This window comes from Actinoplanes xinjiangensis (genome assembly GCF_003148685.1).
Taxonomy (GTDB): Bacteria; Actinomycetota; Actinomycetes; order Mycobacteriales; family Micromonosporaceae; genus Actinoplanes; species Actinoplanes xinjiangensis.
Genome location: NZ_QGGR01000018.1, coordinates 128,893 through 149,402, shown reverse-complemented (window position 1 = coordinate 149,402; position 20,510 = coordinate 128,893). Strand labels below are relative to the sequence as shown.

Here is a 20,510-nt window from a genome sequence, read left to right as displayed (position 1 = left end):
CGGTCGGTCAGCCGGTCACCGTGTGATGTTCGGCCCGGGCCCTCTGGATCGCCGCGCGGCGGGCCAGCCGGTGGTCACGGCGGATCATCGCCTCGGTGAACCGGCGCCGGTCCTCGTCCTCCGTGGGCAGCACCGGGGGCACCCGGCGCGGGTTCCCGGCCGCGTCCACGGCCACGAACACCAGGTATGCGGTGGCCACCGGCAGCGGTTCCGGGCCGACCTCGTCCCAGCGCTCGGCGGCCAGCTTCACACCCACCTCCATCGAGGTGCTGCCGGTCCAGTTGATCTGGGCGTACGCGTGCACCAGGTCGCCCACCCGGACCGGCTCCAGGAAGACGATCTCGTCGATCGCCGCCGTGACCGCGGTACCGCCGCTGTGCCGGGCCGCGGCGGCGCCGGCCACGTCGTCCACGAACTTCATCAGCACGCCGCCGTGCACCGTCCCGTACAGATTCACGTCGACCGCGGTCATGATCCGGCTCAGGGTGACCCGGGACAGGGCGGTCGGCCGACCGGGATGCTGTTCTTCCATAGCCGGTACGGTAGTTCTTGCCGGTGCCGGGTACCGTGCCGGATCATGCGTCACCTCAGGTCGATCTTGTACGCACTCGTGCTGGCCCCGTGCATCTGGGTGCTCCTCGCCGTCGGGTTCACCGACGACCTGAGCAGTCGCGGCCGCGAGTTCTTCACCGCCGAGTCGGTCAGCGGGCTCCTGCTGCTCGTCTTCTCCGGCATCCTGTTCTCGATCCTCGCCGCCGGACCGGTCTCCCCCGCCGGGCCGGTCCTCGCCGGGGCGGTCTATCTCGGGGTGACCATCTGGGCGTTCAACGCGCCCGAGGCGTACGCGGCCCTGTGGTCCCCGGAGGTCTCCAAGGAGAGCTTCGACCTCAGCCGGCCCGGGTACGGTCTCGCGGCCGTGCTGGCGATCCCGCTGCTCGGCACCGCGCTGAGCGCCCGCCGCTGGGCCCGTTACGAGCCCCCGGTCCTGCCGATCATCGGCGAGATCGGCCGGTTCCGGGGCGCCGCGAAGGTGATCGGCACCCCGGTCGCCGCCGAGCAGACCACGGTGATCCGCACCGGCGTGCCGGCCGACCCGACCGTCGCGATCAACCTGCCGGCCGACCCGACCGTAGCGATCAACCTGCCGGGCGGCGGCTCGGACCGCACCGTCGCGTTCAACAGCGTCCCGGCCGCCGCGCCGCACACGAACCGTGCCCCGGCCGGCCGGCCCCAGGTGGCGGCCGACAACGACCGCACGATCTTCGTGACCCAGCCGCAGTCGCCGGCCGCGCCGAAGCCCGCCGCTCCGCCGTCGCCCCGGCCGGCCGAGCCGGAACCGACCACGGTCCTCGCGACCGGCTCCGGCGAGCCGACCGTCGTCAGCGGATCGGGCCTCGCCGCCGGCGACGAACCGACCGTCGTCAGCGGCATGGGCCTCGCCCAGGCCAAGCCGACCCCCGCGAGCGCCCCGGTCTCGGCCGCCCGGTCCGCGACGGCCTCCGCCTCGGTCGCCGCCACCCCGGCCAGACCCGCCACCGCCTCCGCGTCGGTCGCCGCCGCGCCCGCCAAGCCCGGCGCAGCCTCCGCACCGGTCGCTGCCAAGCCCGCCAGCGGCTCCGCGCCGGTCAGCACCCCGCCGGCCAAACCGGCGACGCCCTCCGCGCCGGTGGCCGCCACGCCTGCCAAACCCGCCGCGGCCTCCGCACCGGTGGCCGCCAAGCCCGCCAGCGGCTCCGCGTCGGTCAGCACCCCGCCGGCCAAACCCGCCACCGCCGACGCACGGGTGACTGCCAAGCCCGCCAGCGGCTCCGCGTCGGTCAGTGCCCCGCCGGCCAAACCGGCGACGCCCTCCGCGCCGGTCGCCGCCGAACCTGCGACGGTCAGCGCCACGCCCGCCAAGCCCGCGGCGACCACCGTGCCCGTCACCGCGACGCCCGCGGCCAAGCCCGCCGAACCCGCGGCGGCGAAGGACGAGGAGACCGTCACGACGGGCGAGCCGGCGGACGACCGTACCCAGGCGATGACCGACGACGACCAGGACAAGACCGCCCCGCTGTCGATTCCCGCGAAGGACGCCGCCACGAAGCCGGCCGACGAGCCGACCCAGCTGGTCACGCCCCCGAGTGACGAGACCGAGCCGCTGAAGCTGCCGGTCGAACCGGCCGCCGTGGTCCCGGCGCAGCGCCGTCCTCCGGCGATCGAATCCTGAGATTGACCGACGAAAAAGGGGGCGCCGTACGGCGCCCCCTTTTTCGTCACGGTGGAGGATCGGGCGGCGCCATCGCAGGGCACCAGACCCTGACGCCGGTGCTTTCTAGTTGAGGGCCCACTTCTGGTTGGCGCCGGCGGTGCACGTCCAGATCTGGAGGCGGGCGCCGTCCGCGGAGCTGTTGCCGGTCACGTCGAGGCACTTGCCGGAGTACGTGTTGACCAGCCGCTGCGAACTGTCGAGGGTCCACTTCTGGGAGGTGCCGGTGTGGCAGTCCCAGAGGTGCGCGGCGGTGCCGTCGGCGTTGCTCGGGCCGCTGATGTCGAGGCATTTGCCGAGTGAACGCAGCGTGCCGTCACCGGGTCGGGTCCAGCGCTGGGCGGCGCTGCCGTTGCAGCCGTAGAGCTGGATGGCCGTTCCGTTGGCGGTCGCGGCGCCGGCCACGTCCACGCATTTACCGCCGAGACCGGTGATGGTCCCGCCGGGCGCCGGGTTTCCGGTTCCCGACCAGGTGAAGGTCGCGGTGGTACGGGCGGGAAGCGTGTAGACGAAGGACTGGCCGCCCCAGTCGACGCGCACCGACTGGCTGCTCGTGCCGCCGTTGTGCGCGATCAGGGCCTTGGAGCCGTCCGGGTTGCGCCAGGCGACGTTCTGCACCGCGGTGTTGTTGGAGGCGATCCGTACCGCGCCCGGCTTGACGAACTTGGTGAGGTGGCCGGTCGTGTAGTACTCGACGGTGTAGTCGACCTGGCCGGCCCGGGGGCCGCCCTCCTGCACGGTGATCAGGCCGGTGCAGGTGCCGCAGCCGCCGTTGTGCGGGCCCATGTTCTGGTTCAACGCGAGGCTCCACTTGATGACGCTGCTGCTCCAGTTGCGGGTGTAGTTGACGATGTCGGCCATGTCCTCGTTGTGCTGGTTCGAGATCCAGGTGCCGCCGGAGTGCTCGGTGCTGAACTGCCGGACCGCCGGGTAGGCGTCGTGCACCTGGGAGCCGACGACCGGGTCACCGAAGTAGCCGTGCCACGCGATGCCGCCGAACAGCGGGTCGTTGCGCACCCCGGCGTCGGCGAGGATGGCCGCGCCGAAGTTGGCGTAGTCGCCGTAGTTCCAGTCGTGGATCAGCACCTTGGTGTTGATGCCGGCCGCGCGGAACGCCGGGTAGACGAAGTTCTTGGTGAACTCGACGAGACCAGACGGGTTCCAGCTCATGCCGGGGTAGTTCATCGCGGCCGGGTTCGACGCCTGGCAGCAGTTCGGCTCGTTCTGCACCGAGATGTAGTTGATCGGCACGCCCGCCGCCTGGTAGCTCTGGATGTACTTGACCAGGTACTGCGCGTAGGTGGGGTAGTGCTCCCACTTGAGCCAGCCCATCTGGTCCATCCGGCCGTTGTCCTTCATCCAGCCGGGCGCGCTCCACGGCACGCCCTTGACCCGCAACGCCGGGTTCAGCTGCCGGGCCTGTTGCGTGAGCAGGCGGACGTCGGTGTCGTACCCGTTGGTGTTGAAGTCGTTGAGGTCGCAGCAGGTGTCGTCGAGCGAGACGTTGCCCGGCCGGGAGAGGTCGGAGGCACCGATGGGGTTGCGGACGAACGACAGGCCGATGCCGTCGGTCGGGCTGAACAGTCTCGACATCACGGTGTCGCGGGTCGCGGCGCTGACCGGGCCGCCGCGCAGCAGATACGCGGTGGTGTCGGTGATGGACGCGCCGGCACCCTCGAAGACCTGGTAGGTGGTGCCCTCGTCGACGGTGATGGTCTGGCCGGCGCTGCCGCCGGCCGGGCCGAAGGCGATGGGCGCCTGCTGCTGGAGGCCGCGGGTCACGGTCCGCCCGCCGCTGTCCGAGGTGGTGGTGAGGTAGACGTTGACGGTCTCTCCGGCGGCGTAGGCCGGGGCGCTCAGCGAGGCGGCGCCGACGACGGCCGCCGCGAGCAACGCGGTCTTTCTCATGAGGACTCCTGCTACACGGGGGACAGGTAACAGGAAGGAAACCTTTGTTAATTTGTACGGGTCAATGCATCCGGGTTGCGGAATGACGTGTGCCGGTTCCGGAACCATGAAACACGTCAGGAACCGGCCCGGTGGACTCGCGGATCACCAGCTCGGTCGCCAGTTCCACGTGCAGCGCGTCGACCCGGTGCCCGCCCAGCATCCGGAGCAGCAGGTGCACCGCCATCCGCCCCATCTCCTCCAGCGGCTGCCGGACGGTGGTGAGCATCGGCCGGCACGCCTGACCCAGCTCGATGTCGTCGAACCCGGCCACCGACAGGTCCTCCGGCACCCGCAACCCGCGCTCGGCGGCCGCGCGCAGTGCCCCGATCGCCATCTTGTCGTTGAACGCCACCAGCGCGGTCGGCCGGTCCGGCAGGTCCAGCAGCTCGGCGGCGGCCCGGTGGCCCAGCTCGACGGTGGGCTCGGCGACGAACCTGATCAGTTCGGGCGCCGGTAGCACCCCGGCGTCGGCCAGCGGTGCGAGATAGCCGGCGAACCGGTTCTCCCCGGCCAGCCAGTCCCGCGGTCCACCGGCGATGCCGATCCGGCGGTGCCCCAGCTCGATCAGGTGGGGTGGTGAGCTGCCGGGCGCCGGAGAAGTGCGCCGCGGACACCGCGGCCAGATGGCGCGGCGGCGGGGTACGGGGATCGAGCACCACGAACGGGAAGCCGCGATCGCGCAACCGGGTCAGTTCGGCCCCGGGCTCCGGGGGCAGGATCAGGATCGCCCCGGCCACGTCACGACGCCCGGTCAGCGCGGTCAGTACATGATCTCCCTGGGCGACCACCCCGGCCTTCAGGATCACCTGGAGGCCGTGCGGCTCCAGGGCCTCGGTGACCGCGGAGACGAGCAGGCCGAAGTAGTCGGTGAGCAGGTAGGGGCAGCGCAGATAGATCCCGGTGGCCCGCTCGCCACGCCGCCGGGGTGCCTTCTGCCCCAGCTCGCCCATCGCGGCGAGCACCCGCTCACGGGTGCCCGGCGCGACGTTGGCCCGCCCGTTCAGCACCCGGGAGACCGTCGCGATGGACAGGCCGGTACGGGCGGCGACGTCCCGTACCGTCGCTCTTGTTTCATCGCCCTGTTTCATCGCCGGGACGATACGGCCTCCGGCTTCCGGCTGTCGCGCCAGCGAACCACCGACCCGTACAGGAACATCGCGGCCAGCACACCCGGCCCGCAGTGGACGGCGAGCACGCCGGCCAGGCTCGGGCCGCCCCAGTCGTTCGCGTAGGTGGACGCGTCGGTCACGTCGATGACGAACGGTTCGGCCACCGCCCGTGCGACGAAGAACAGCGCGACGGCGACGCTGAGCGTTCTGAGCAGCATGTTCATGTCTTCGACGGTAGGAAGCGGGGTTCCGGGCCGCATCGGGTGGATCCCCGATGCGGCCCGTAATCCAGGCTCCGGCTCAGTTGGCGCTGGCGTCGGCCAGGCTGGTGATCGAGACCGCGGCGCGGATGTAGGGGTTACGGCCCAGGTCGCCGATGGTCTTCACATCGAATGCCTTGGCCAGCGCCTCGGCGTCGGCCCTGCTCACGCCGGCGAGCGCGTCGACCGGCGCGTTCGGCAGCGCGTGCAGGTCCAGATCCTCGAACTTCTTGTCGAGGAGCTTGTCGAGATTCGCGGTGACGGTCATGCGGATTTCCCCTTCGTCGCGTCGTTGCGTCGGGTACGGGACCGGCCATGGCCCGGCCGGGCCTCCTGCCGTCACGTTCGGCCGCGACGCCTCCCGCCTGAGGCGGTTCCCCACTCCGGCACCGGGCGGCATCTCCGGGCCGGGACCACGAAATGGTTACGATGATCGGCGGAACGGTCTGCACCAAAAGCCATGCCCGGACGGCACGGATGGCATTTCGCCACGGCGTATCCGATAACTAAGGTAGTCGGATGCCGACCGACAGCAGCACTCTTCAGATCATCGGTTGCATCGTGATCTCGGCCTTCTCCGCCTACGCCGGGGGACGTTTCCATCAGTGGTACAAGCGGGGCCTGGACCGCGATCGATCTTTTCGAGAAGGCTACCGACACGGTTATCAGACGCTTTTCCCGCTCGTCTCCCGGAGCACCCGGCCCGGGTCCGGCGAGCTCTCCGCCGAAACGTCCCGGGACTGATCCGGTGGAAATGACGGCAGGGCGGGCACCGTGCTTCCGACGGTGTTCTCAGAGACCACCGGAGCCATGCCCGCCCTGCCGCATTCACACACGCCGCAGGATCATGAGAGAGCAGCCGTTCCGCATCTCCCCTCTCCCGTCACCCGCCGCCGGTCCGCCTGCCGTCTCATGGCGGATCGGGGACGGATCAATGCCCGGCCTTGACCGGCGCGCCGTTGCGCGGTCCCGACGGGATGGGGGTCACCGGCTTGACCGAGCCGAACCCGGCACGCTCCTGGAACTGATGAGTCGGCCCCGCGTGGCCGTGGTGCGGGCGGGCGTGGTGCGGGCGGGCGCGGTACGGGCGGGCGGGGCGCACCCAGCCGGGGCGGCCCGGGCGGAACTGCCCCACCCACACCGGCCGGTACTGGGACGGGAAGTCACAGACGGCACTCAGCGGGATCCCGAATCCGAGGCGGTTCCAGTCGTCGTAGCTGGCCGCCTGGAGCGCCCAGGCGCCCCTGCGGTAGCCCACCCGCACCCGGCCGCACTGGTAGGCGTCCCAGTGGGCGTTGCGCTCACCGAACCAGCCGGACCGCTTGCAGGAGCTCTCCGTCCGGTAGTAGCCGGCGATCTGCACATCCTCGCGCAGCTCGATGTGGCGCGGTCCCGGCGTGGTCACCGGCACGGCGCCACCGGGAGTCGCCTGAACCGGCCCGGCCCCGACCGCCAGCGCGGTGAGGAGGCCGAATCCACCCATGGTCAGCATCCGGGCGAGCTTTTTCATCGCAATTCCTTCCGACGGGCTTGCTGGTGCCTTTCGCGATGGAGAACCCGAATTCCGCCACGCCGGATGTCGAACGGGCGGATATCGCCGGACGCCGGACAGGCCGCCGGTGGATGGCCGTTCAGTGGACCCCCGGTCGAGCCGGAACACGAAAAGGACTCACCATGGACGAAACGGGGCCGGCGAATGTCGCGACACATAACCGCCGGTCACCTCAATGACGTAGTGCACCCGGCCGGTACCTGCTGGCTCATCACCGGGCCATGGATCCACCGTCCGGACACCCCGGGGCATCGAAATCACGACGGGCAGGTGGCCGCAAGTGGCCTGATCCGCGTCGGTTCTCCCTCGAAATAGTTCCCACAAGGGTATTTCGGCACCTTGTACGAGGGCGGTTCCCCTGATAGTCGCGCCCGCGGCGCCGAGAATAGACGTTCCTGATGCAGGCCGACATTTCTGGCAGGTTGTGTCCCATGCACAAAGGTCCGAGGGGCCGCCTCGACACGGCCGGCACCTGACAGGGGCGACCACCCCGCACCCGGGGTAAGGGCCGAGGGACCGGATGGGTACTAGAGCAAGGACTCGACTCGTGGAAAAGATCGACACCACCCTGCCGACCCGCTGGCGTGCGGCCTACAAGGCGGCGCTCGCGCTGCTGGAGAGCGACCAGCCGTACAGCGACCCCTCCGATCCGGTCGCTCGTGCCCGGGTGCAGCGCGCACGTACCGACACCCGCCGGTGGATCCGGATGCAGAAGCTGCTCGCGGCGGCCGGCGGCCTCTCCCCGGTCCAGCGGTTCTTCATCGATCAGATCCCGGACGACTGGCGGGAGATCGATCTTCAGCGCCAGCGGCGCCTGCGTACCCGCCGCGAGTGAGGACCGCCCGGCGATCGGCCGCCGGTGCCGACTCAACTCGGCCCGGCCAGCTCGACGGGCCCGCCGGGGGCCTGCTCCTCGGCGCCGGGAACCTCCACGACCTGCGGCTGTTCGGCCCAGAGCGCCCGCAACTGGCTCTGCAGGAACAGCGTGATCCGGTGCCGGTACTCGTGGTCGAAGGCCGCCAGGTTCTCGATCTGCCGCTGGAGCGCCTCCCGTTTGATCGACAGCCCGCCGACAGCGTCCTCGTAACGCTGCTGCGCCTGATGCCGCAGCTGCTCGGCGTAGGCGCTGCCGCCGGAGACGACGTGTTCCGCCTCGGCCCGCGCGTCGGACAGGAGCCGGTCGGCCTCGACGCGGATCCGGCCGGCGTACGAGCGTGCCTCCGCGACGATCCGCTCGGCCTCGGCCCGCGCCTCGGCGATGTGGTCGTCGGCGGTGCGCTGGGCCAGCGCGAGGATCGCGATCGCCCGGTCCGGTGGTGCCGGCTCGGGGCCGGGTGCCGGCCGCTGCACCCCCGGCGCCTGATGGAGCGTCACCCCGGTCTCCGTGATCACGACCGACACCCCTCGTCCTGAGACATCAGCGGAACCTTTCTCGGATCAGGCGGCCGAACACGGTGCCCCGTCGGCCACGACCGGGTGATTCGCTTTAAATCGTTCTGAAACGGTCAAAGGAAGCAAATCAGCTGCCTCCCGTTCGCATGAACCCGGGCCGTTTCTCACCCGTTCGGTCTCCGTCACACGGACCGCAGACAACGCCGATCTTCGGCCCGCCCCGCCGAACGGCGCGGCCGGCCCGGCCGTGCGGCGGATCGTCTTCGTCGGCCGTCGCCGATCAGGAATCGACTACGTCGTTGGGATTAATGCGGACGGGCCGACATCCGGCGAAAGTCGGCGGGGACAACGACGCTTACCGCTGAATGCGCCCGTCGCCGTCCGTCTGTTGTAGTGGTGCGGTCCCATGGCAGATCCACGAACTCACAGGGAGCCGAGCTGTGCGGAGAACCGACATCACCGACCCCCGATCCGGCGGCGATCCCGGCTCCCGTGAACGCTGGCGGCCACTGGCGCAGCAACTGTCCGAGCGGTTCACCGCGGCCGGCGGAAGTGACGAGGAGATGGTCCAGGCGGCCGTCACCACGATCCTGGACGCCGAACGCCGCCTGGGCGCCCATCGACCGGATTTCTGCCAACGGGTGGTACCCCTGGTCATCAGGGCCCTGCGCCGTCACCGCCGGGAGCGGATCCGCGGCCGGTCGGTGGGCGGCCGGCCGCTGACGGCGCTGCAACTGGCGGTCGTGGCGGCCGAGGGCGAGCTGTTCCGGTGCCTGCGGCGCTCCCCCACCGTCGCCGAGGTCGCCACCCATCTGGACATGGCACAGCATCAGGTGGTCACCGGTCTGGAAGCGGGCTGGCCACCCGGTCCGGGCGGGTTCACGCCCCGGCCGGAAGACCCCTGAGGGCGGCTACGGGAACACTGGGCCGATCGGTCATCCGCCGGCGTTCCTTTTGTCGGCAACGGTGCACACACGCCTGACGTCCGCCGTCGTCGAACGCGAGTTTTCCGTCCTGAGAGATGAATTACCGGGGCCTTCGACGGCGCATTTATCCGCCGATATTCCGCTGTCCGGAAAACGTACCGCCAAGGAGGGAAGTCATGAAAGAAGGTAATGCGGCAGAACGTTTCCCTCGTCGAGGCGCGGCAGGTGGATCATGACAGCACCCGGCAACCACCTCCTGTACCTCCTCCTCACCGTGGCCATCGTCATGTCCACCGGTTACGCGGTCGGCCGGATCCATCAATGGCACCGGCACGGCGTGGAACGGGACAGGGCATACCGCACCGGGTACGACGAGGCCTCCCGGTCGATCATGCGGCTGATGGGTGATCCGGAGCAGACCGGCCGGCCACTCGGCGTCGCGACCGCCCGGCTCGCCGCCGGGCCGTACACCCATCGGGAGACGGATCCGGCGCACGGTCCGCGGATCCCGGTCAACCAGCGCCGGGTGTACCCGGCCCACCGCAACTGAGCCGCCCGTTCACATTCCGGCCGCCGCCGGAGATCACGGCCGGACGGCGGGTTGTGGGGTCGCCGGAGATCACGGCCGGCTTCCGTACGCCGCCTACCATCGCGGCCATGTCGATCAGCTACGGGCGGTTCCGCCTCGCGATGCTCGGGGCCGCGCTCGGCTTCCTGGCGACGGCCCTCGCGATCCGGGCGGTGGCACCCCTCGGCAGCTGGGCGGAGCAGTCCTCCGGCACCGCCCTCTACGCCTCGATGACCTGGGCCGGTGTACGTTTCCTGGCGCCGCGCCGGGGACCGTACGCGGCCGGCGGGATCGCCCTGGCCTGGTGCTGGGGCGCGGAACTCTTCCAGCTCACCGGGATCCCCGCGGCGCTGTCCGCGGACAGTCTGGCGGCCCGCCTGGTGCTCGGTGTCGCCTTCGATCCGGTCGATCTGATCTGGTACCCGCTCGGCATCGTCCCGCTGGTTCTCCTGCACCGCCTGCGGGCCGCGGTGCCCGGGCGCCCCTGAGGAGCACCCGGGCACCGCACGGGGAGAGGAACGTCAGGCCACCGGGTCGAGCCGGCGGTCGGGCTGCTCGACCGGCTGCGCCGCGGCCTTCCGATCGCGCAGCAGCACGCCGATCACCGGAGCGGCCACCACCGTGACGATCGCCAGCACCCAGAGCGCGGTGTGGAAACCGTCCGAGTACGCGCCCGCCGCGAAGTCGACGAACGCCGGCCGGGCCTGCGGGGCGACCTGTTCGGCGACCGCCGCCAGGTCACCGGCCACGATCTGGCCGGCCGCCTCGGACGCCGACGGCGCACCGTCCGGCTGGAACGCAGCGATACCCTCGGCCAGCCGCGACGTGGTGAGGCCGGCGAGCACCGAACCCATCGTGGCGATCGCGACGACCTCGCCGGAGAGCCGCATGGTGTTGAACATGCCGGCCGCCATCCCGGCCCGCTCCGGCTCGACGCTGCCGACCGCGGTGGCGTCCAGGATCGCCAGCGAGATGCCCATGCCGGTGCCGATGGTGAGCAGTGGGCCGGCGATGGTGAGCACGCCGACCCCACGGTCGATCACCGTGAGCCAGGCGGCGCCGCCACCGACCAGCAGCAGCGTCACCACCAGCAGGACGCGGGCCGGAACCCAGCGGGAGAGGTATCCGGCGATCGACGGCATCACCAGGGTCGGCGCGGTCAGCAGGAGCAGGGTGATGCCGGCCCGCTGGGCGCTCACCCCGTCGACCGAGATCAGGTAGGACGGGAGCAGCACGAGCAGGGTCACGAAGCCGAAGGCCAGGGCGACCGGGACCAGGCAGGCCGCCACGTAGCGGGACTGCCGGAACAGCGACAGGTCGAACATCGGCGCCGGCTGACGCCGCTCGGCGGCCACGAACGCCACCATGAGCAGCACGCACACCCCGAAGAGGACCAGCGTGACCGGGTCGGTCCAGCCGATCCGCGGCGCCTGCACGACGGCCAGCACGAAGGCGAGCAGGCTGCCGGAGAAGGTGATCGTGCCGAGCCAGTCCACCCGGCCGGCGGTCGTCGCGCGGGACTCCGGCAGCAGCCGGCTGACCAGCAGGACCAGCACCGAGACGGCGGCGTGGGCGGCGAACACGGTCCGCCAGCCACCGACCGACACCAGCAGGCCGGACAGGAACGGGCCGAAGGCCAGGCCGAAGCCGAACGAGGTGCCGAGCGCACCGAAGGCCCTGCCCAGGGCCGGGCCCTGGAACGTCTGCGCCAGGATCGCGCTGCCACTGGTCAGCACGGCTGCGGCGCCGACACCGGCGAGAGCGCGGGCCACGTCGATCACCAGGATCTGGCCGGCAGCCGCGCTGACCGCGGAGGCAGTGGCGAACAACACCGAACCGATCACGAACATCCGGCGCCGCCCGAGCCGGTCGGCGAGCGAGCCGGCCGCCAGCATCAGGCTCGCGAACAGCAGGTTGTAGGCGTTGACCACCCACTGGAGGGCGGCGAGCGACGGCGCCAGATCGGCGTTGATGCCGGGCAGCGCCATCGACGACCCGGTGAGGGAGAGCGGTAGCAGACCACCGGCCACACAGACCGTGATCAGGGTGAGGGTGGGGCGCGATACGGACGCGCCGGATCCCTTGTCAGACATGGGACGCGAGCTCCTTGCTCTGCGGGAATGCGCTGTCCGGCCCGCCGGACCGGCGGCTCAGAACACGGACGCATATTCGAACTCTGATACTCAGTCGCATCCTGACGCTTCTCGACCGGGCTGTCAAATGTCCGCCGCGTCGCCCAGGTACCCGCCGACGGCGGCTCTGACTTAGGATGCGTATCAGAGCCCTTATGCTCATGCGAGGGCATCGGTGTAACAGAGATCAATGAGGGGTGGGAACGATGCCGGAGAGCCATCCGGTCCTGGTGGTGGGTGCCGGCCCGGTCGGCCTCACGGCCGCCGCGATCCTCCTCGGGCGCGGTGTCGACGTCCGGGTGATCGACCGCGCCTCGGCTCCCAGCGAGTTCAGCAAGGCGCTGCTGGTGTGGCCGCGCACCCTGGAGGTGCTGCGGCGGCTGGGCGGTGGGCGGCACATCGCCGAGCACGGGCAGGACGTCGCCGACTTCCGCTACTGGTCGGACGGCCGTCCGGTCTGCCGGATCCCGTTCGGCGCCGCCACCCGGCCGAAGATCATCATTCAGCCGGACGTGGAGGCGATGCTGCACTCCACTCTCGCCGAGCGCGGCGGCAAGCCGGAGTGGCAGACGTCGCTCACCGGGCTCGTCCAGGACGAGGACGGCGTGACCGCCACCCTGCGCGAGCCGGCCGGTGGCACGCGTACCGACCGGTTCAGTCATGTGATCGGGGCCGACGGCGCCGGCAGCACGGTCCGCGGCCTGCTCGGGCTGGACTTCGCGGGAGCCACCTATCCGCAGACGTTCGTGCTCGGCGACACCGCGGTCGAGGGCGCGTCCGAGCCCGCGTCGGTGCACTACTACCTGTCGCCGCGCGGCGTGCTCGTCCTGGTCCCGCTGCCGAACGGGCGGCACCGGGTGTTCACCGCGGCCCCCGGCGACCTCACCTCCGACGAGGTCACCCTGGAGCTGTTGCAGGAGCTGGTCGACGCGCGGGGCCCGGGTGGTCTGCGCCTGCACGACCTGTCCTGGAGCGCCGCCTTCCGGATCCACGCCCGGCACGTGGAGCGGCCGCGCGACGGGCGGGTCTTCCTGGCCGGCGACGCCGCGCACATCCACAGCCCGGCCGGCGGCCAGGGGCTGAACACCGGGGTCACCGACGCACACAACCTGGCGTGGAAACTGGCGGCGGTCTGGCACGGCGACCTCCCGGCGACGGTCCTCGACTCCTACGAGCCGGAGCGCGCCGCGGTGGCCCGGTCGGTGGTCCGGCAGGCCGAGGCACAGACCCGGGCCTGGCTGCTCAAGAAGCCGTGGCAGGTGGCGGCCCGCGACCTGGCGGCGAGCGCGGCGGCCCGGACCGGCGTCTTCGACCGGCACTACGTGCCCTGGCTGACCGGCGCCCGCCACGAGTACCCGGCCGGTCCCGCCGTCGCCCCGCAGTCACGCGGCGGCCGACGACCCGTCCGGCACGGCGCGCTGATCCCGAACGTCGCGGTCTCCACCGACGGCGAGGTCTGGCGGCCGATCCGCGACGTGCTGCCGGACGACCGTTACACGCTGCTGGTGACCGTTCCGGACGGGGTGGACCCGCGCCCCGGGCCGGCCTTCTTCGGGCTGCTCCGGGCGTACCCCCGATTGATCTCCGGATGGGCCCGCGCCGGGACGCTGCTGCAACCGGCCGGAGACCTGCCGGGCGGCACGCCCGCGGGCCGGGTCGCGGTGACCCTGATCCGCCCGGACCACTACGTCGCCGTGCACGACACCGACCCCACGCTGCCCGCCATCACCCGCCATCTGGCCGCACTGACCCGGCCCGGAAAGGAAGAACAGTGATCGACACCACCACGCTCGGTACGAACGGACCCACGGTGGGCCGGATCGGCCTCGGGTGCATGGGCATGTCCTGGGTCTACGACGAGCAGAACCGTGACGAGACGACCTCGATCAAGGTGATCCACGAGGCGCTCGACTCCGGGGCCACCCTGATCGACACCGCCGACATGTACGGGCCGTTCGACAACGAATACCTGGTCGGCCGGGCGCTGGCCGGACGGCGCGACGACGCGGTGCTGGCCACCAAGGGCGGTCTGATCGTCGACGGTGCCCGCAACCTGCACCGCAACGGCCGGCCGGAGCACCTGCGCGCCGCCCTGGACGCCAGCCTGCTGCGGCTGCGCACCGATCACGTCGACCTCTACCAGCTGCACCGGGTCGACCCGGCGGTGCCGCTCGCCGAGACGTGGGGCGCGATGGCCGAGCTGGTCGCGGCGGGCAAGGCACGCGCGATCGGCCTGTCCGAGGCGGACCCGGCGCAGATCCGCGAGGCGCATGCCCTCCACCCGGTCACCAGCGTCCAGTCCGAGTTGTCACTGTGGACTCCCGATGTGCTCGCCGGGGTGCTGCCTCTGACCGAGGAGCTGGGCATCGCGCTGATCCCGTTCTCCCCGCTGGGCCGCGGATTCCTGGCCGGCCGGTTCACCTCCCCCGACGATCTGCCGGCCGGTGACTGGCGGCACGGCAACCCCCGGTTCCAGGCCGACGCCATGGCGCAGAACCAGCGGATCGCGGCCGTGGTCCGGGAGCAGGCCGGTCTGCTGGGGGTGACACCGGCACAGCTCGCGCTCGCCTGGGTGCTCGCACAGGGCCGGTTCGTGGTGCCGATCCCCGGTACGAAGAACCCGGTCTACCTCCGGGACAACCTGGCCGCCGCGTCGGTGCGGATCCCGGCCGAGGTGCTCGCCGTCCTCGACGGGCTGCCCGCCGCCGCCGGCCGCCGCTACTGAGGTGCCCTCGATGGACGCGCTGGTTCTCATCGACCTCCAGAACTGGATCACCCGGATGCCGCTGTCGCCGCGGCACGGCGCCGAGATCGCCGCCCGGTGCGCCACGCTGGCCGCGGACAGTCGCGCGGCCGGCGTTCCGGTCTGGTTCGTGCGCTATCTCGACGGCCTGGGTCCCGGCGCCGACCCGGCGGCGCCGCGCAACCGGATCGTGTCCGGCCTGGAGGTGCGCCCGGACGAGCCGGTCGTCACCAAATACGGTCTCGGCGCCTTCGACGGCACCCCGCTGGCCGGCCGGCTGCGGACCGCCGGGGTGACCCACGTGGTGCTCGCCGGTATCGCCCTGTCGCACGGTGTCGGTGTCACGGCCCGGGAGGCGGCGGCCCTCGGCTTCCGGGTCACCGTCCTGGAGGACGCCACCACCAGCCTCTCGGCGGAGGGGCACCGGCAGGCCGTCCAGGTACTGAAGGGCCTGGTCACCGTCACTTCATCGGCTTCCTGGGGAGTATCGCAGGTGGAACACATATCAGAACCCTGATAGAGTGGCCGCATTCTTCTGACCGTCCTCGCCAGGGAGGCGAAGCGTGCGAACGACTACGCGACTGCCGGTCGAACAACGACTCGGCAACCTGGTCAAGCGAGCCGAGCAGGTGGTCATCGCGGGCAAGACCGCCGTCCTGCGTGATCTCGACCTGACCGTCCCGCAGTACAGCGCGCTCCTGGTGCTCGGCGAGCACCCGGGGATCTCCGGCGCCAATCTGGCCCGCCGCTGCATGGTCACCCCGCAGACGATGGCGACGATGCTGGCCAACCTGGAGACCCGCGGGCTGGTCGAGCGGCGCCGCTCGGAGGACCACGGCCAGGTTCTGGTCTCCCGGCTCACCCGGGCGGGCCAGACCCTGCTCCGCAAGGCCGACGAGCGGGCCGTCGAGCTGGAGCTGCGCATGGCGGAGGCCTTCAGCGCAGAAGAGCGCGAGCAACTCCAGGAGTACGTGGAACGACTCATCACCGCGGTCGAGTCCGCCGGGCGGTAACCCGGGCGGCGACGGCCGCCCGGACGACGGGGATCCGCACCATGACCACGCATCGTCTGCGGCTGCACGCCGCGACGCTGGAACTGCCCACCACCACCGACGTCCTGTCCGCGGCGGTCGCCGAGGGCCGGCTGCGCGGGCGGCATCCCGACGTCGACCCGGCGACGACGCTGCCGGTGACCGGCGGCAGTCCGGTCGACCTCGCCGCCGCCGCGGCCCGGACCGTCCTGGCCCGCACCGGCCACCCGGCCGCCGAGATCGAGGACCTGTACTACGCCTGGACCTACTTCCAGGGCGCGCACTTCTGGTCGCCGGCCCACGCGCTCGCCGATCGGGCCGGGCTGTCGGCGAATCCCATCGGCCTTCAGCAGATGTGCAACGGCGGTGCCGCCGCGGTGCACCTCGCCGACCGGGTCGCCCGGGCCGGCGCCCCGTTCACCGCGCTGATCTGTACCGGCGACGCGTTCCGCGGGCCGGGTTTCGACCGCTGGTCCGGTGACTACGGCGTGCTGTACGGCGATGCCGGGACCGCGGTGCTGGCCGTCTCGTCAGCGCATCCGGCCCCGGTCGGCGGCCCGGCGAGCACCCTGGTGAGCCTGCACACCGGGGCGCTGCCACATCTGGAGAGCATGCACCGGCCGGTCGATGCGCCGGCCGACGTCGCCCCGGCCGGGTCCTGGCCGGTGGACGTGCAGGCCACCAAGCGCCGCTATCTACAGGAGCACGGGAGCGAGGCACTCGCCGAGGCGATGCGCGGCATGGTCGGCAAACTGCTCGCCAAGGTGCTCTCCGACCTGGCCGGCCAGGACCTGACCGCGAATGGGAAGGTTTATCTACCAAGGCTCATGAATGCGACGCTGGATTCGCTCTACGCCCCGGCGGTCGCCGCACTGACCGACCTTCCGCAGCGGCGCCTCGGCGATGCGACGGGACATCTCGGCGCGGGCGATCTGATCGCCAATCTCGCGGATGCCCAAGCGAGTGCGAACGCACCCCGGATCGATATCTTCATCAGCGCCGGAGCCGGATTCACTATCAGCATCGCAGCGCTGGAGTCGTTCTCGTAAATTGCGCGTTACGGGGTTTCCGGATCTCGAATAAAAGGGCGATGCCGGACGATATCTCCATCGTCCGGCATCGCCCGTCATGCGCAGATCGTCAGGCGGTCACCAGTTGCCTGTCGAGAACGGTGTCGACGGCGGCCGCCGCGCGCCGGGTCTCCTTGCTCTCCACCACCGAGGACTCGAAGGCGGTGTACTCGATCGCGACCGACGCACAGCGCCGGCCCGCCTGCGAGACGTCGACCCGCACGGTCATCGCCAGGCGCTCGGGCCGCGCCACATCGGCCTGCTCGACGTGCAGGTCGAGGGTCGCCCCGATCGGGAACAGGAAGTTCTCGAAGGTGACGTTCATCGAGTTCAGCACGTAGTAGTAGTGGTTCTGCGGCCAGGCGCTGGCGTAGAACCGCTCGGTCACGGCCAGGAACATCTGGCGGGCGGCCTCGACCGACACCATGCCCTGCGTGTGCTGACCGGTCTGGTGGTCGAGCAGCAACTCGTTGTCGTTGTGCACCCGCAGCGACGCCGCGAAGTGCCCGTCGGCGACCCGGTGCAGGCCGGCCACCAGGATGTTCGTCTCCCGGTGCTTGTGCGCCTCGCCCCGGCGGACCAGCGGCTCGTTGCGTGCCTCGATGGTGATCCGGTCCTGGAGACCGCGCCGGGCGAGCGCCTCGGCCAGGTGATCCCACTCGTACGGCCCGACGCCGTCCCCGGCGACCAGGACCAGCTGCTCCTCCAGGTTGTCCAGGGCGCCGCTGCCGAGCGACCGGGTGAAGCCGCTCAGCGTGCTGACCCGGTCATGCTGTTCCAGACCACGGAAACGGTCGCCCACGATACAGATCTTGCGCACGATTACTCCTTATTTTTGCGCAGCCGGAATCGACTCGGCGCGCGGAAGGCATGACGAGAGACCGATCAACCAGAGGCCACCGGTACGGAAGGTTGCTCACTAAGACGAAGCGAACCGCAAGAATTATCCCCCGATTTTCTGCCGGGCCGTCCCCCAGATGCGGCCACAGTCGCGTTCGGACCGAACGTATCGGCTCTTCTCTTTGAGTGTCAACAGACTTGGGCCGTCACGGAGGTGACACATCCTACAATCAGATGTGCGCCCGGTCACAATCGCTTTCCGGACATCGGGATTGACCCTTGACGACGCCAGTAGATACGTTCGACCGGCCGATCAGACAATGAAGAAAACAATCCGGTTGTTTGCAGCCGAAAGCAAATTGATCAATTCGGGGGAAAGCTATGCGCACCGTAATCACCGGCCGGGCCGGCCCGGCACCGGCCGGCATCCTGGGCACCGGTTCCTACCTGCCCGAGCGGGAGGTGGGCAACGACGACGTCGGCCGGCCGGCCGGTGTCGACCATGAATGGATCCTCGGCAGGACCGGCATCCGGACCCGGCGGTGGGCGGCACCCACCGAGGCCACCTCCGACCTGGCGGCGACCGCCGGCAGTCGCGCCCTCGAGCAGGCCGGCCTGACCGCCGCCGACATCGACCTGATCGTGGTCGCCACCTCCACCCCCGACCACCCGCAGCCGCCCACCGCCACGCTGGTGCAGGCGAAGCTCGGGGCGACCGGCGCCACCGCCTTCGACCTCAACGCGGTGTGCAGCGGTTTCGTCTTCGCGCTGGGCACCGCGGAGCGGTTCCTGGCCGGCCGGGAGGGTTCCCGCGCGCTGGTGATCGGGGCGGACGTCTACTCCCGCATCCTCAACCCGACCGACCGGCGCACCACGATCCTGTTCGGCGACGGCGCCGGCGCGGTGGTCGCGGGGGCGGTGCCGCACGGCTCCGGGGTCCTCGCCCACCGCCTGATCAGCAACGGCGACCATGCGGACCTGATCGGTGTGCCGGGTGGCGGCAGCCGCGCGCCGCTCACGGTGGACGCGATCACCGCCGGCGACCAGTACTTCACCATGAAGGGCCGGGCGGTCCGCGACTACGTCGCCACCCACGTGCCCGGGCTGGTCCGGCAGTTCCTGGCGGACAGCGGGGTGGATCCGGCCCAGGTGCGGCACGTCGTGCCGCACCAGGCGAACGGTCGCATGCTCGACGACCTGGCCGCCGATCTCGGGCTTCCGCAGGCGATCGTGCACCGCACCGTCGACCGCTTCGGCAACACCGGCGCCGCCTCGGTGCCGATCACCCTGGACGCCGCGGTACGGGCCGGGCAGATCGAGCGGGGCGAGTTGGTGCTGCTCGTGGCGTTCGGCGGCGGCATGGCCGTCGGCATGAGCCTGGTCCGGTGGTGACCGGAGTGACGATCGCCTTCTTCGACGTGGACGAGACCCTCGTCGACACCAAGAGCATGTTCGACTTCCTGCGCTTCCACCTGGCCGTTTGCGGCGACGACGGCAGCCGCTACGACGAGCAGGCCGGTGCACTGCGCCGGGCCGCCGCCTCCGGGGTGCCGCGCAGCGAGATCAACCGCGCCTACTACCGGCTCTTCACCGGGGCGGGCTGGGCCGATCTGCGCGCGGCCGGCGAGCGCTGGTACGCCGACCTGCTCACCCGCCCCGAGCCGTTCCTCGCCGAGGGCCTCGCCGCGCTGCGGTTCCATCAGGCCGCCGGGCACGTCGTCGCGCTGGTCTCCGGCTCGTTCCGGGTCTGCCTCGACCCGGTCGCCGCCCACCTCGGTGCCGACGTGGTCCTCTGCACGGAGCCGCTGCTGGACGCTGCCGGCCGGCTCACCGGCGAGGTCGCCGTGCCGATGATCGGCGACCACAAACGGTCCGCGGTGCTCGACCTGATCGCGGCCCGGGGCGCCGACCCGGCCGCATGCTACGGCTACGGCGACCACTCCAGTGACCTGGCGTTCCTGGCCGAGGTCGGCAACCCGACGGTGATCGGGGGCGACCCCGAGCTGACCGCCGTCGCCGAGCGCGAGGGTTGGCCGGTGCGACCCGCGACGACCTGCGCCGCGCCGAACCACGTATCCTCGCAGATTCGGTAAAGGTTCTTTACACCACAGTGGACTCCGGAGAGCCCCGCCACTCGCCGGGAGTCGGACGGAAGAAGGGGAACGGCGTCCGTCGATACTCCACGACCGAAATGATCCTGTTCCCCGAGGAGTCCCGATGAATTCGGTCCGACGGCCCAGCCGTTCGTTCTCCCTGTTGGCCCTGCTGTCCGCGTTGATCACCGCGGCGGCACTGCTGGTCGGTTCGCCCGCCAACGCCGCCTGCGGCTCGGCCTGCAACAACAAGGACCCGCAGACCTATCCGTCGTCCAAGCCGTGTGGTGGTGACGCCACCACGGCGAAGACCTTCAGCAGCATGGGCCGTACCCTCCAGCTGCGCTACAGCCCGTCCTGCCGGACGGTCTGGGCCCGCATCTACGGCGCTGAGAACCAGGACAAGGTCATCCTCGAGCGCTGGGAGGGCATGGGCAGCATCTACACGCCGGTCCTCCAGTGGGAGTACTTCGGCGGCAACGAGTGGTCGCCGATGTACAACGACTCGGGTGTCCAGATCCGCGCCTGTCTCCAGTTGCAGTGGGCCACCACCCCGGCCAGCCGGCTGGGCTGCACCGGCCACTACTAGGCCACGG

At 70.9% G+C, this 20,510-nt stretch carries 22 protein-coding genes and 1 pseudogene; 13 read left to right on the top strand and 10 right to left on the bottom strand.

Annotation, left to right across the window (positions count from 1 at the left end):
- Positions 1-7 precede the first annotated feature (7 nt).
- Positions 8-532, bottom strand: coding sequence for an acyl-CoA thioesterase (locus BC793_RS32825; RefSeq protein WP_109599649.1), 525 nt, complete (start codon positions 530-532; stop codon positions 8-10).
- Positions 533-577: 45 nt separating this feature from the next.
- Between BC793_RS32825 and BC793_RS32820 the strand changes: the two genes are divergently transcribed.
- A complete protein-coding gene (locus BC793_RS32820) occupies positions 578-2,209 on the top strand; it encodes a hypothetical protein (RefSeq protein ID WP_146246534.1) in 1,632 nt (543 codons plus the stop codon).
- A gap of 105 nt (positions 2,210-2,314) precedes the next feature.
- Here BC793_RS32820 and BC793_RS32815 read toward each other — a convergent pair whose 3' ends face one another.
- The 6 genes and pseudogenes from BC793_RS32815 to BC793_RS49825 all read right to left on the bottom strand — a co-directional run bounded on the left by BC793_RS32815 (position 2,315) and on the right by BC793_RS49825 (position 7,077).
- Entirely contained in the window at positions 2,315-4,156 is a 1,842-nt protein-coding gene (locus tag BC793_RS32815; protein ID WP_109599645.1) for an RICIN domain-containing protein, read from the bottom strand.
- Positions 4,157-4,217: 61 nt separating this feature from the next.
- Positions 4,218-4,712: a substrate-binding domain-containing protein gene (locus BC793_RS51740; RefSeq protein WP_239170542.1), complete on the bottom strand. Its 495-nt coding sequence runs from the start codon at positions 4,710-4,712 to the stop codon at positions 4,218-4,220.
- 481 nt (positions 4,713-5,193) lie between these two features.
- Positions 5,194-5,286, bottom strand: a pseudogene (locus BC793_RS51735) (LacI family DNA-binding transcriptional regulator); the annotation flags it as partial.
- Positions 5,283-5,531, bottom strand: a complete 249-nt coding sequence (locus tag BC793_RS32805; protein ID WP_109599643.1) for a hypothetical protein — start codon at positions 5,529-5,531, stop codon at positions 5,283-5,285. The pseudogene BC793_RS51735 and the gene BC793_RS32805, both read right to left, overlap by 4 nt.
- Before the next feature lie 76 nt (positions 5,532-5,607).
- Positions 5,608-5,835, bottom strand: a complete 228-nt coding sequence (locus BC793_RS32800) for a hypothetical protein (protein WP_109599641.1) — start codon at positions 5,833-5,835, stop codon at positions 5,608-5,610.
- Positions 5,836-6,498: 663 nt separating this feature from the next.
- Positions 6,499-7,077 (bottom strand): hypothetical protein, encoded by a 579-nt coding sequence (locus BC793_RS49825; RefSeq protein ID WP_158319427.1) that lies wholly within the window; start codon positions 7,075-7,077, stop codon positions 6,499-6,501.
- A 589-nt stretch (positions 7,078-7,666) separates the two neighbouring features.
- Between BC793_RS49825 and BC793_RS32785 the strand changes: the two genes are divergently transcribed.
- The gene (locus BC793_RS32785) at positions 7,667-7,954 is read left to right on the top strand and encodes a hypothetical protein (RefSeq protein WP_109599638.1); all 288 of its coding nucleotides are present in this window, start codon (positions 7,667-7,669) and stop codon (positions 7,952-7,954) included.
- Between the two features lie 32 nt (positions 7,955-7,986).
- Here BC793_RS32785 and BC793_RS32780 read toward each other — a convergent pair whose 3' ends face one another.
- The gene (locus BC793_RS32780) at positions 7,987-8,511 is read right to left on the bottom strand and encodes a DivIVA domain-containing protein (protein ID WP_146246533.1); all 525 of its coding nucleotides are present in this window, start codon (positions 8,509-8,511) and stop codon (positions 7,987-7,989) included.
- A gap of 440 nt (positions 8,512-8,951) precedes the next feature.
- Between BC793_RS32780 and BC793_RS32775 the strand changes: the two genes are divergently transcribed.
- From BC793_RS32775 to BC793_RS32765, 3 genes are all read left to right on the top strand, one after another.
- Positions 8,952-9,416 carry a hypothetical protein gene (locus BC793_RS32775; protein WP_109599634.1) on the top strand — a complete coding sequence of 155 codons (465 nt, stop codon included), beginning with the start codon at positions 8,952-8,954 and terminating at the stop codon, positions 9,414-9,416.
- A gap of 253 nt (positions 9,417-9,669) precedes the next feature.
- Positions 9,670-9,987, top strand: coding sequence for a hypothetical protein (locus tag BC793_RS32770; protein WP_109599632.1), 318 nt, complete (start codon positions 9,670-9,672; stop codon positions 9,985-9,987).
- 107 nt (positions 9,988-10,094) lie between these two features.
- Positions 10,095-10,493, top strand: a complete 399-nt coding sequence (locus BC793_RS32765) for a ribosomal maturation YjgA family protein (protein ID WP_146246532.1) — start codon at positions 10,095-10,097, stop codon at positions 10,491-10,493.
- A gap of 33 nt (positions 10,494-10,526) precedes the next feature.
- Here BC793_RS32765 and BC793_RS32760 read toward each other — a convergent pair whose 3' ends face one another.
- Positions 10,527-12,098 (bottom strand): MFS transporter, encoded by a 1,572-nt coding sequence (locus BC793_RS32760; RefSeq protein ID WP_109599629.1) that lies wholly within the window; start codon positions 12,096-12,098, stop codon positions 10,527-10,529.
- A 245-nt stretch (positions 12,099-12,343) separates the two neighbouring features.
- Here BC793_RS32760 and BC793_RS51730 point away from each other — a divergent pair, with 245 nt between their 5' ends.
- The 5 genes from BC793_RS51730 to BC793_RS32735 are packed head-to-tail and all read left to right on the top strand — an operon-like array spanning position 12,344 to position 16,960.
- Complete coding sequence (locus tag BC793_RS51730) at positions 12,344-13,912, top strand: FAD-dependent monooxygenase (protein WP_109599627.1); 1,569 nt, start codon at positions 12,344-12,346, stop codon at positions 13,910-13,912.
- Positions 13,909-14,862, top strand: a complete 954-nt coding sequence (locus BC793_RS32750) for an aldo/keto reductase (RefSeq protein ID WP_307784595.1) — start codon at positions 13,909-13,911, stop codon at positions 14,860-14,862. Before BC793_RS51730 ends, BC793_RS32750 begins: the two co-directional genes overlap by 4 nt.
- A gap of 10 nt (positions 14,863-14,872) precedes the next feature.
- Positions 14,873-15,397, top strand: coding sequence for a cysteine hydrolase family protein (locus BC793_RS32745; protein ID WP_146246531.1), 525 nt, complete (start codon positions 14,873-14,875; stop codon positions 15,395-15,397).
- A 46-nt stretch (positions 15,398-15,443) separates the two neighbouring features.
- Positions 15,444-15,893, top strand: a complete 450-nt coding sequence (locus BC793_RS32740) for a MarR family winged helix-turn-helix transcriptional regulator (protein ID WP_239170536.1) — start codon at positions 15,444-15,446, stop codon at positions 15,891-15,893.
- Between the two features lie 41 nt (positions 15,894-15,934).
- On the top strand, positions 15,935-16,960 hold the full coding sequence (locus BC793_RS32735) for a beta-ketoacyl-[acyl-carrier-protein] synthase family protein (protein ID WP_109599621.1): 1,026 nt from the start codon (positions 15,935-15,937) through the stop codon (positions 16,958-16,960).
- 91 nt (positions 16,961-17,051) lie between these two features.
- On the opposite strand, the gene BC793_RS32730 is transcribed toward BC793_RS32735, so the two are convergent.
- Positions 17,052-17,801, bottom strand: coding sequence for an AfsA-related hotdog domain-containing protein (locus BC793_RS32730; RefSeq protein ID WP_158319426.1), 750 nt, complete (start codon positions 17,799-17,801; stop codon positions 17,052-17,054).
- Positions 17,802-18,202: 401 nt separating this feature from the next.
- On the opposite strand from BC793_RS32730, the gene BC793_RS32725 reads away from it, so the two are divergent.
- The 3 genes from BC793_RS32725 (at position 18,203) to BC793_RS32715 (ending at position 20,503) form a co-directional block, all read left to right on the top strand.
- On the top strand, positions 18,203-19,213 hold the full coding sequence (locus BC793_RS32725) for a 3-oxoacyl-ACP synthase III family protein (protein ID WP_109599617.1): 1,011 nt from the start codon (positions 18,203-18,205) through the stop codon (positions 19,211-19,213).
- Entirely contained in the window at positions 19,207-19,914 is a 708-nt protein-coding gene (locus tag BC793_RS32720) for an HAD family hydrolase (RefSeq protein ID WP_203896532.1), read from the top strand. Before BC793_RS32725 ends, BC793_RS32720 begins: the two co-directional genes overlap by 7 nt.
- Positions 19,915-20,038: 124 nt before the next feature.
- Entirely contained in the window at positions 20,039-20,503 is a 465-nt protein-coding gene (locus BC793_RS32715; protein ID WP_109599615.1) for a DUF2690 domain-containing protein, read from the top strand.
- The last annotated feature ends 7 nt before the right edge of the window (positions 20,504-20,510 follow it).

What these genes read in the sequence shown, in the direction of transcription:
- BC793_RS32725 (WP_109599617.1), top strand. Translation starts at nt 18,203, where the DNA reads ATGCGCACCGTAATCACCGGCCGGGCCGGCCCGGCACCGGCCGGCATC.
- BC793_RS32715 (WP_109599615.1), top strand. Translation starts at nt 20,039, where the DNA reads ATGAATTCGGTCCGACGGCCCAGCCGTTCGTTCTCCCTGTTGGCCCTG.
- BC793_RS49825 (WP_158319427.1), bottom strand. Translation starts at nt 7,077, where the DNA reads ATGAAAAAGCTCGCCCGGATGCTGACCATGGGTGGATTCGGCCTCCTC.
- BC793_RS32825 (WP_109599649.1), bottom strand. Translation starts at nt 532, where the DNA reads ATGGAAGAACAGCATCCCGGTCGGCCGACCGCCCTGTCCCGGGTCACC.
- BC793_RS32805 (WP_109599643.1), bottom strand. Translation starts at nt 5,531, where the DNA reads ATGAACATGCTGCTCAGAACGCTCAGCGTCGCCGTCGCGCTGTTCTTC.
- BC793_RS32820 (WP_146246534.1), top strand. Translation starts at nt 578, where the DNA reads ATGCGTCACCTCAGGTCGATCTTGTACGCACTCGTGCTGGCCCCGTGC.
- BC793_RS32770 (WP_109599632.1), top strand. Translation starts at nt 9,670, where the DNA reads ATGACAGCACCCGGCAACCACCTCCTGTACCTCCTCCTCACCGTGGCC.
- BC793_RS32765 (WP_146246532.1), top strand. Translation starts at nt 10,095, where the DNA reads ATGTCGATCAGCTACGGGCGGTTCCGCCTCGCGATGCTCGGGGCCGCG.
- BC793_RS32800 (WP_109599641.1), bottom strand. Translation starts at nt 5,835, where the DNA reads ATGACCGTCACCGCGAATCTCGACAAGCTCCTCGACAAGAAGTTCGAG.
- BC793_RS32735 (WP_109599621.1), top strand. Translation starts at nt 15,935, where the DNA reads ATGACCACGCATCGTCTGCGGCTGCACGCCGCGACGCTGGAACTGCCC.
- BC793_RS32815 (WP_109599645.1), bottom strand. Translation starts at nt 4,156, where the DNA reads ATGAGAAAGACCGCGTTGCTCGCGGCGGCCGTCGTCGGCGCCGCCTCG.
- BC793_RS32760 (WP_109599629.1), bottom strand. Translation starts at nt 12,098, where the DNA reads ATGTCTGACAAGGGATCCGGCGCGTCCGTATCGCGCCCCACCCTCACC.
- BC793_RS32745 (WP_146246531.1), top strand. Translation starts at nt 14,873, where the DNA reads ATGGACGCGCTGGTTCTCATCGACCTCCAGAACTGGATCACCCGGATG.
- BC793_RS51730 (WP_109599627.1), top strand. Translation starts at nt 12,344, where the DNA reads ATGCCGGAGAGCCATCCGGTCCTGGTGGTGGGTGCCGGCCCGGTCGGC.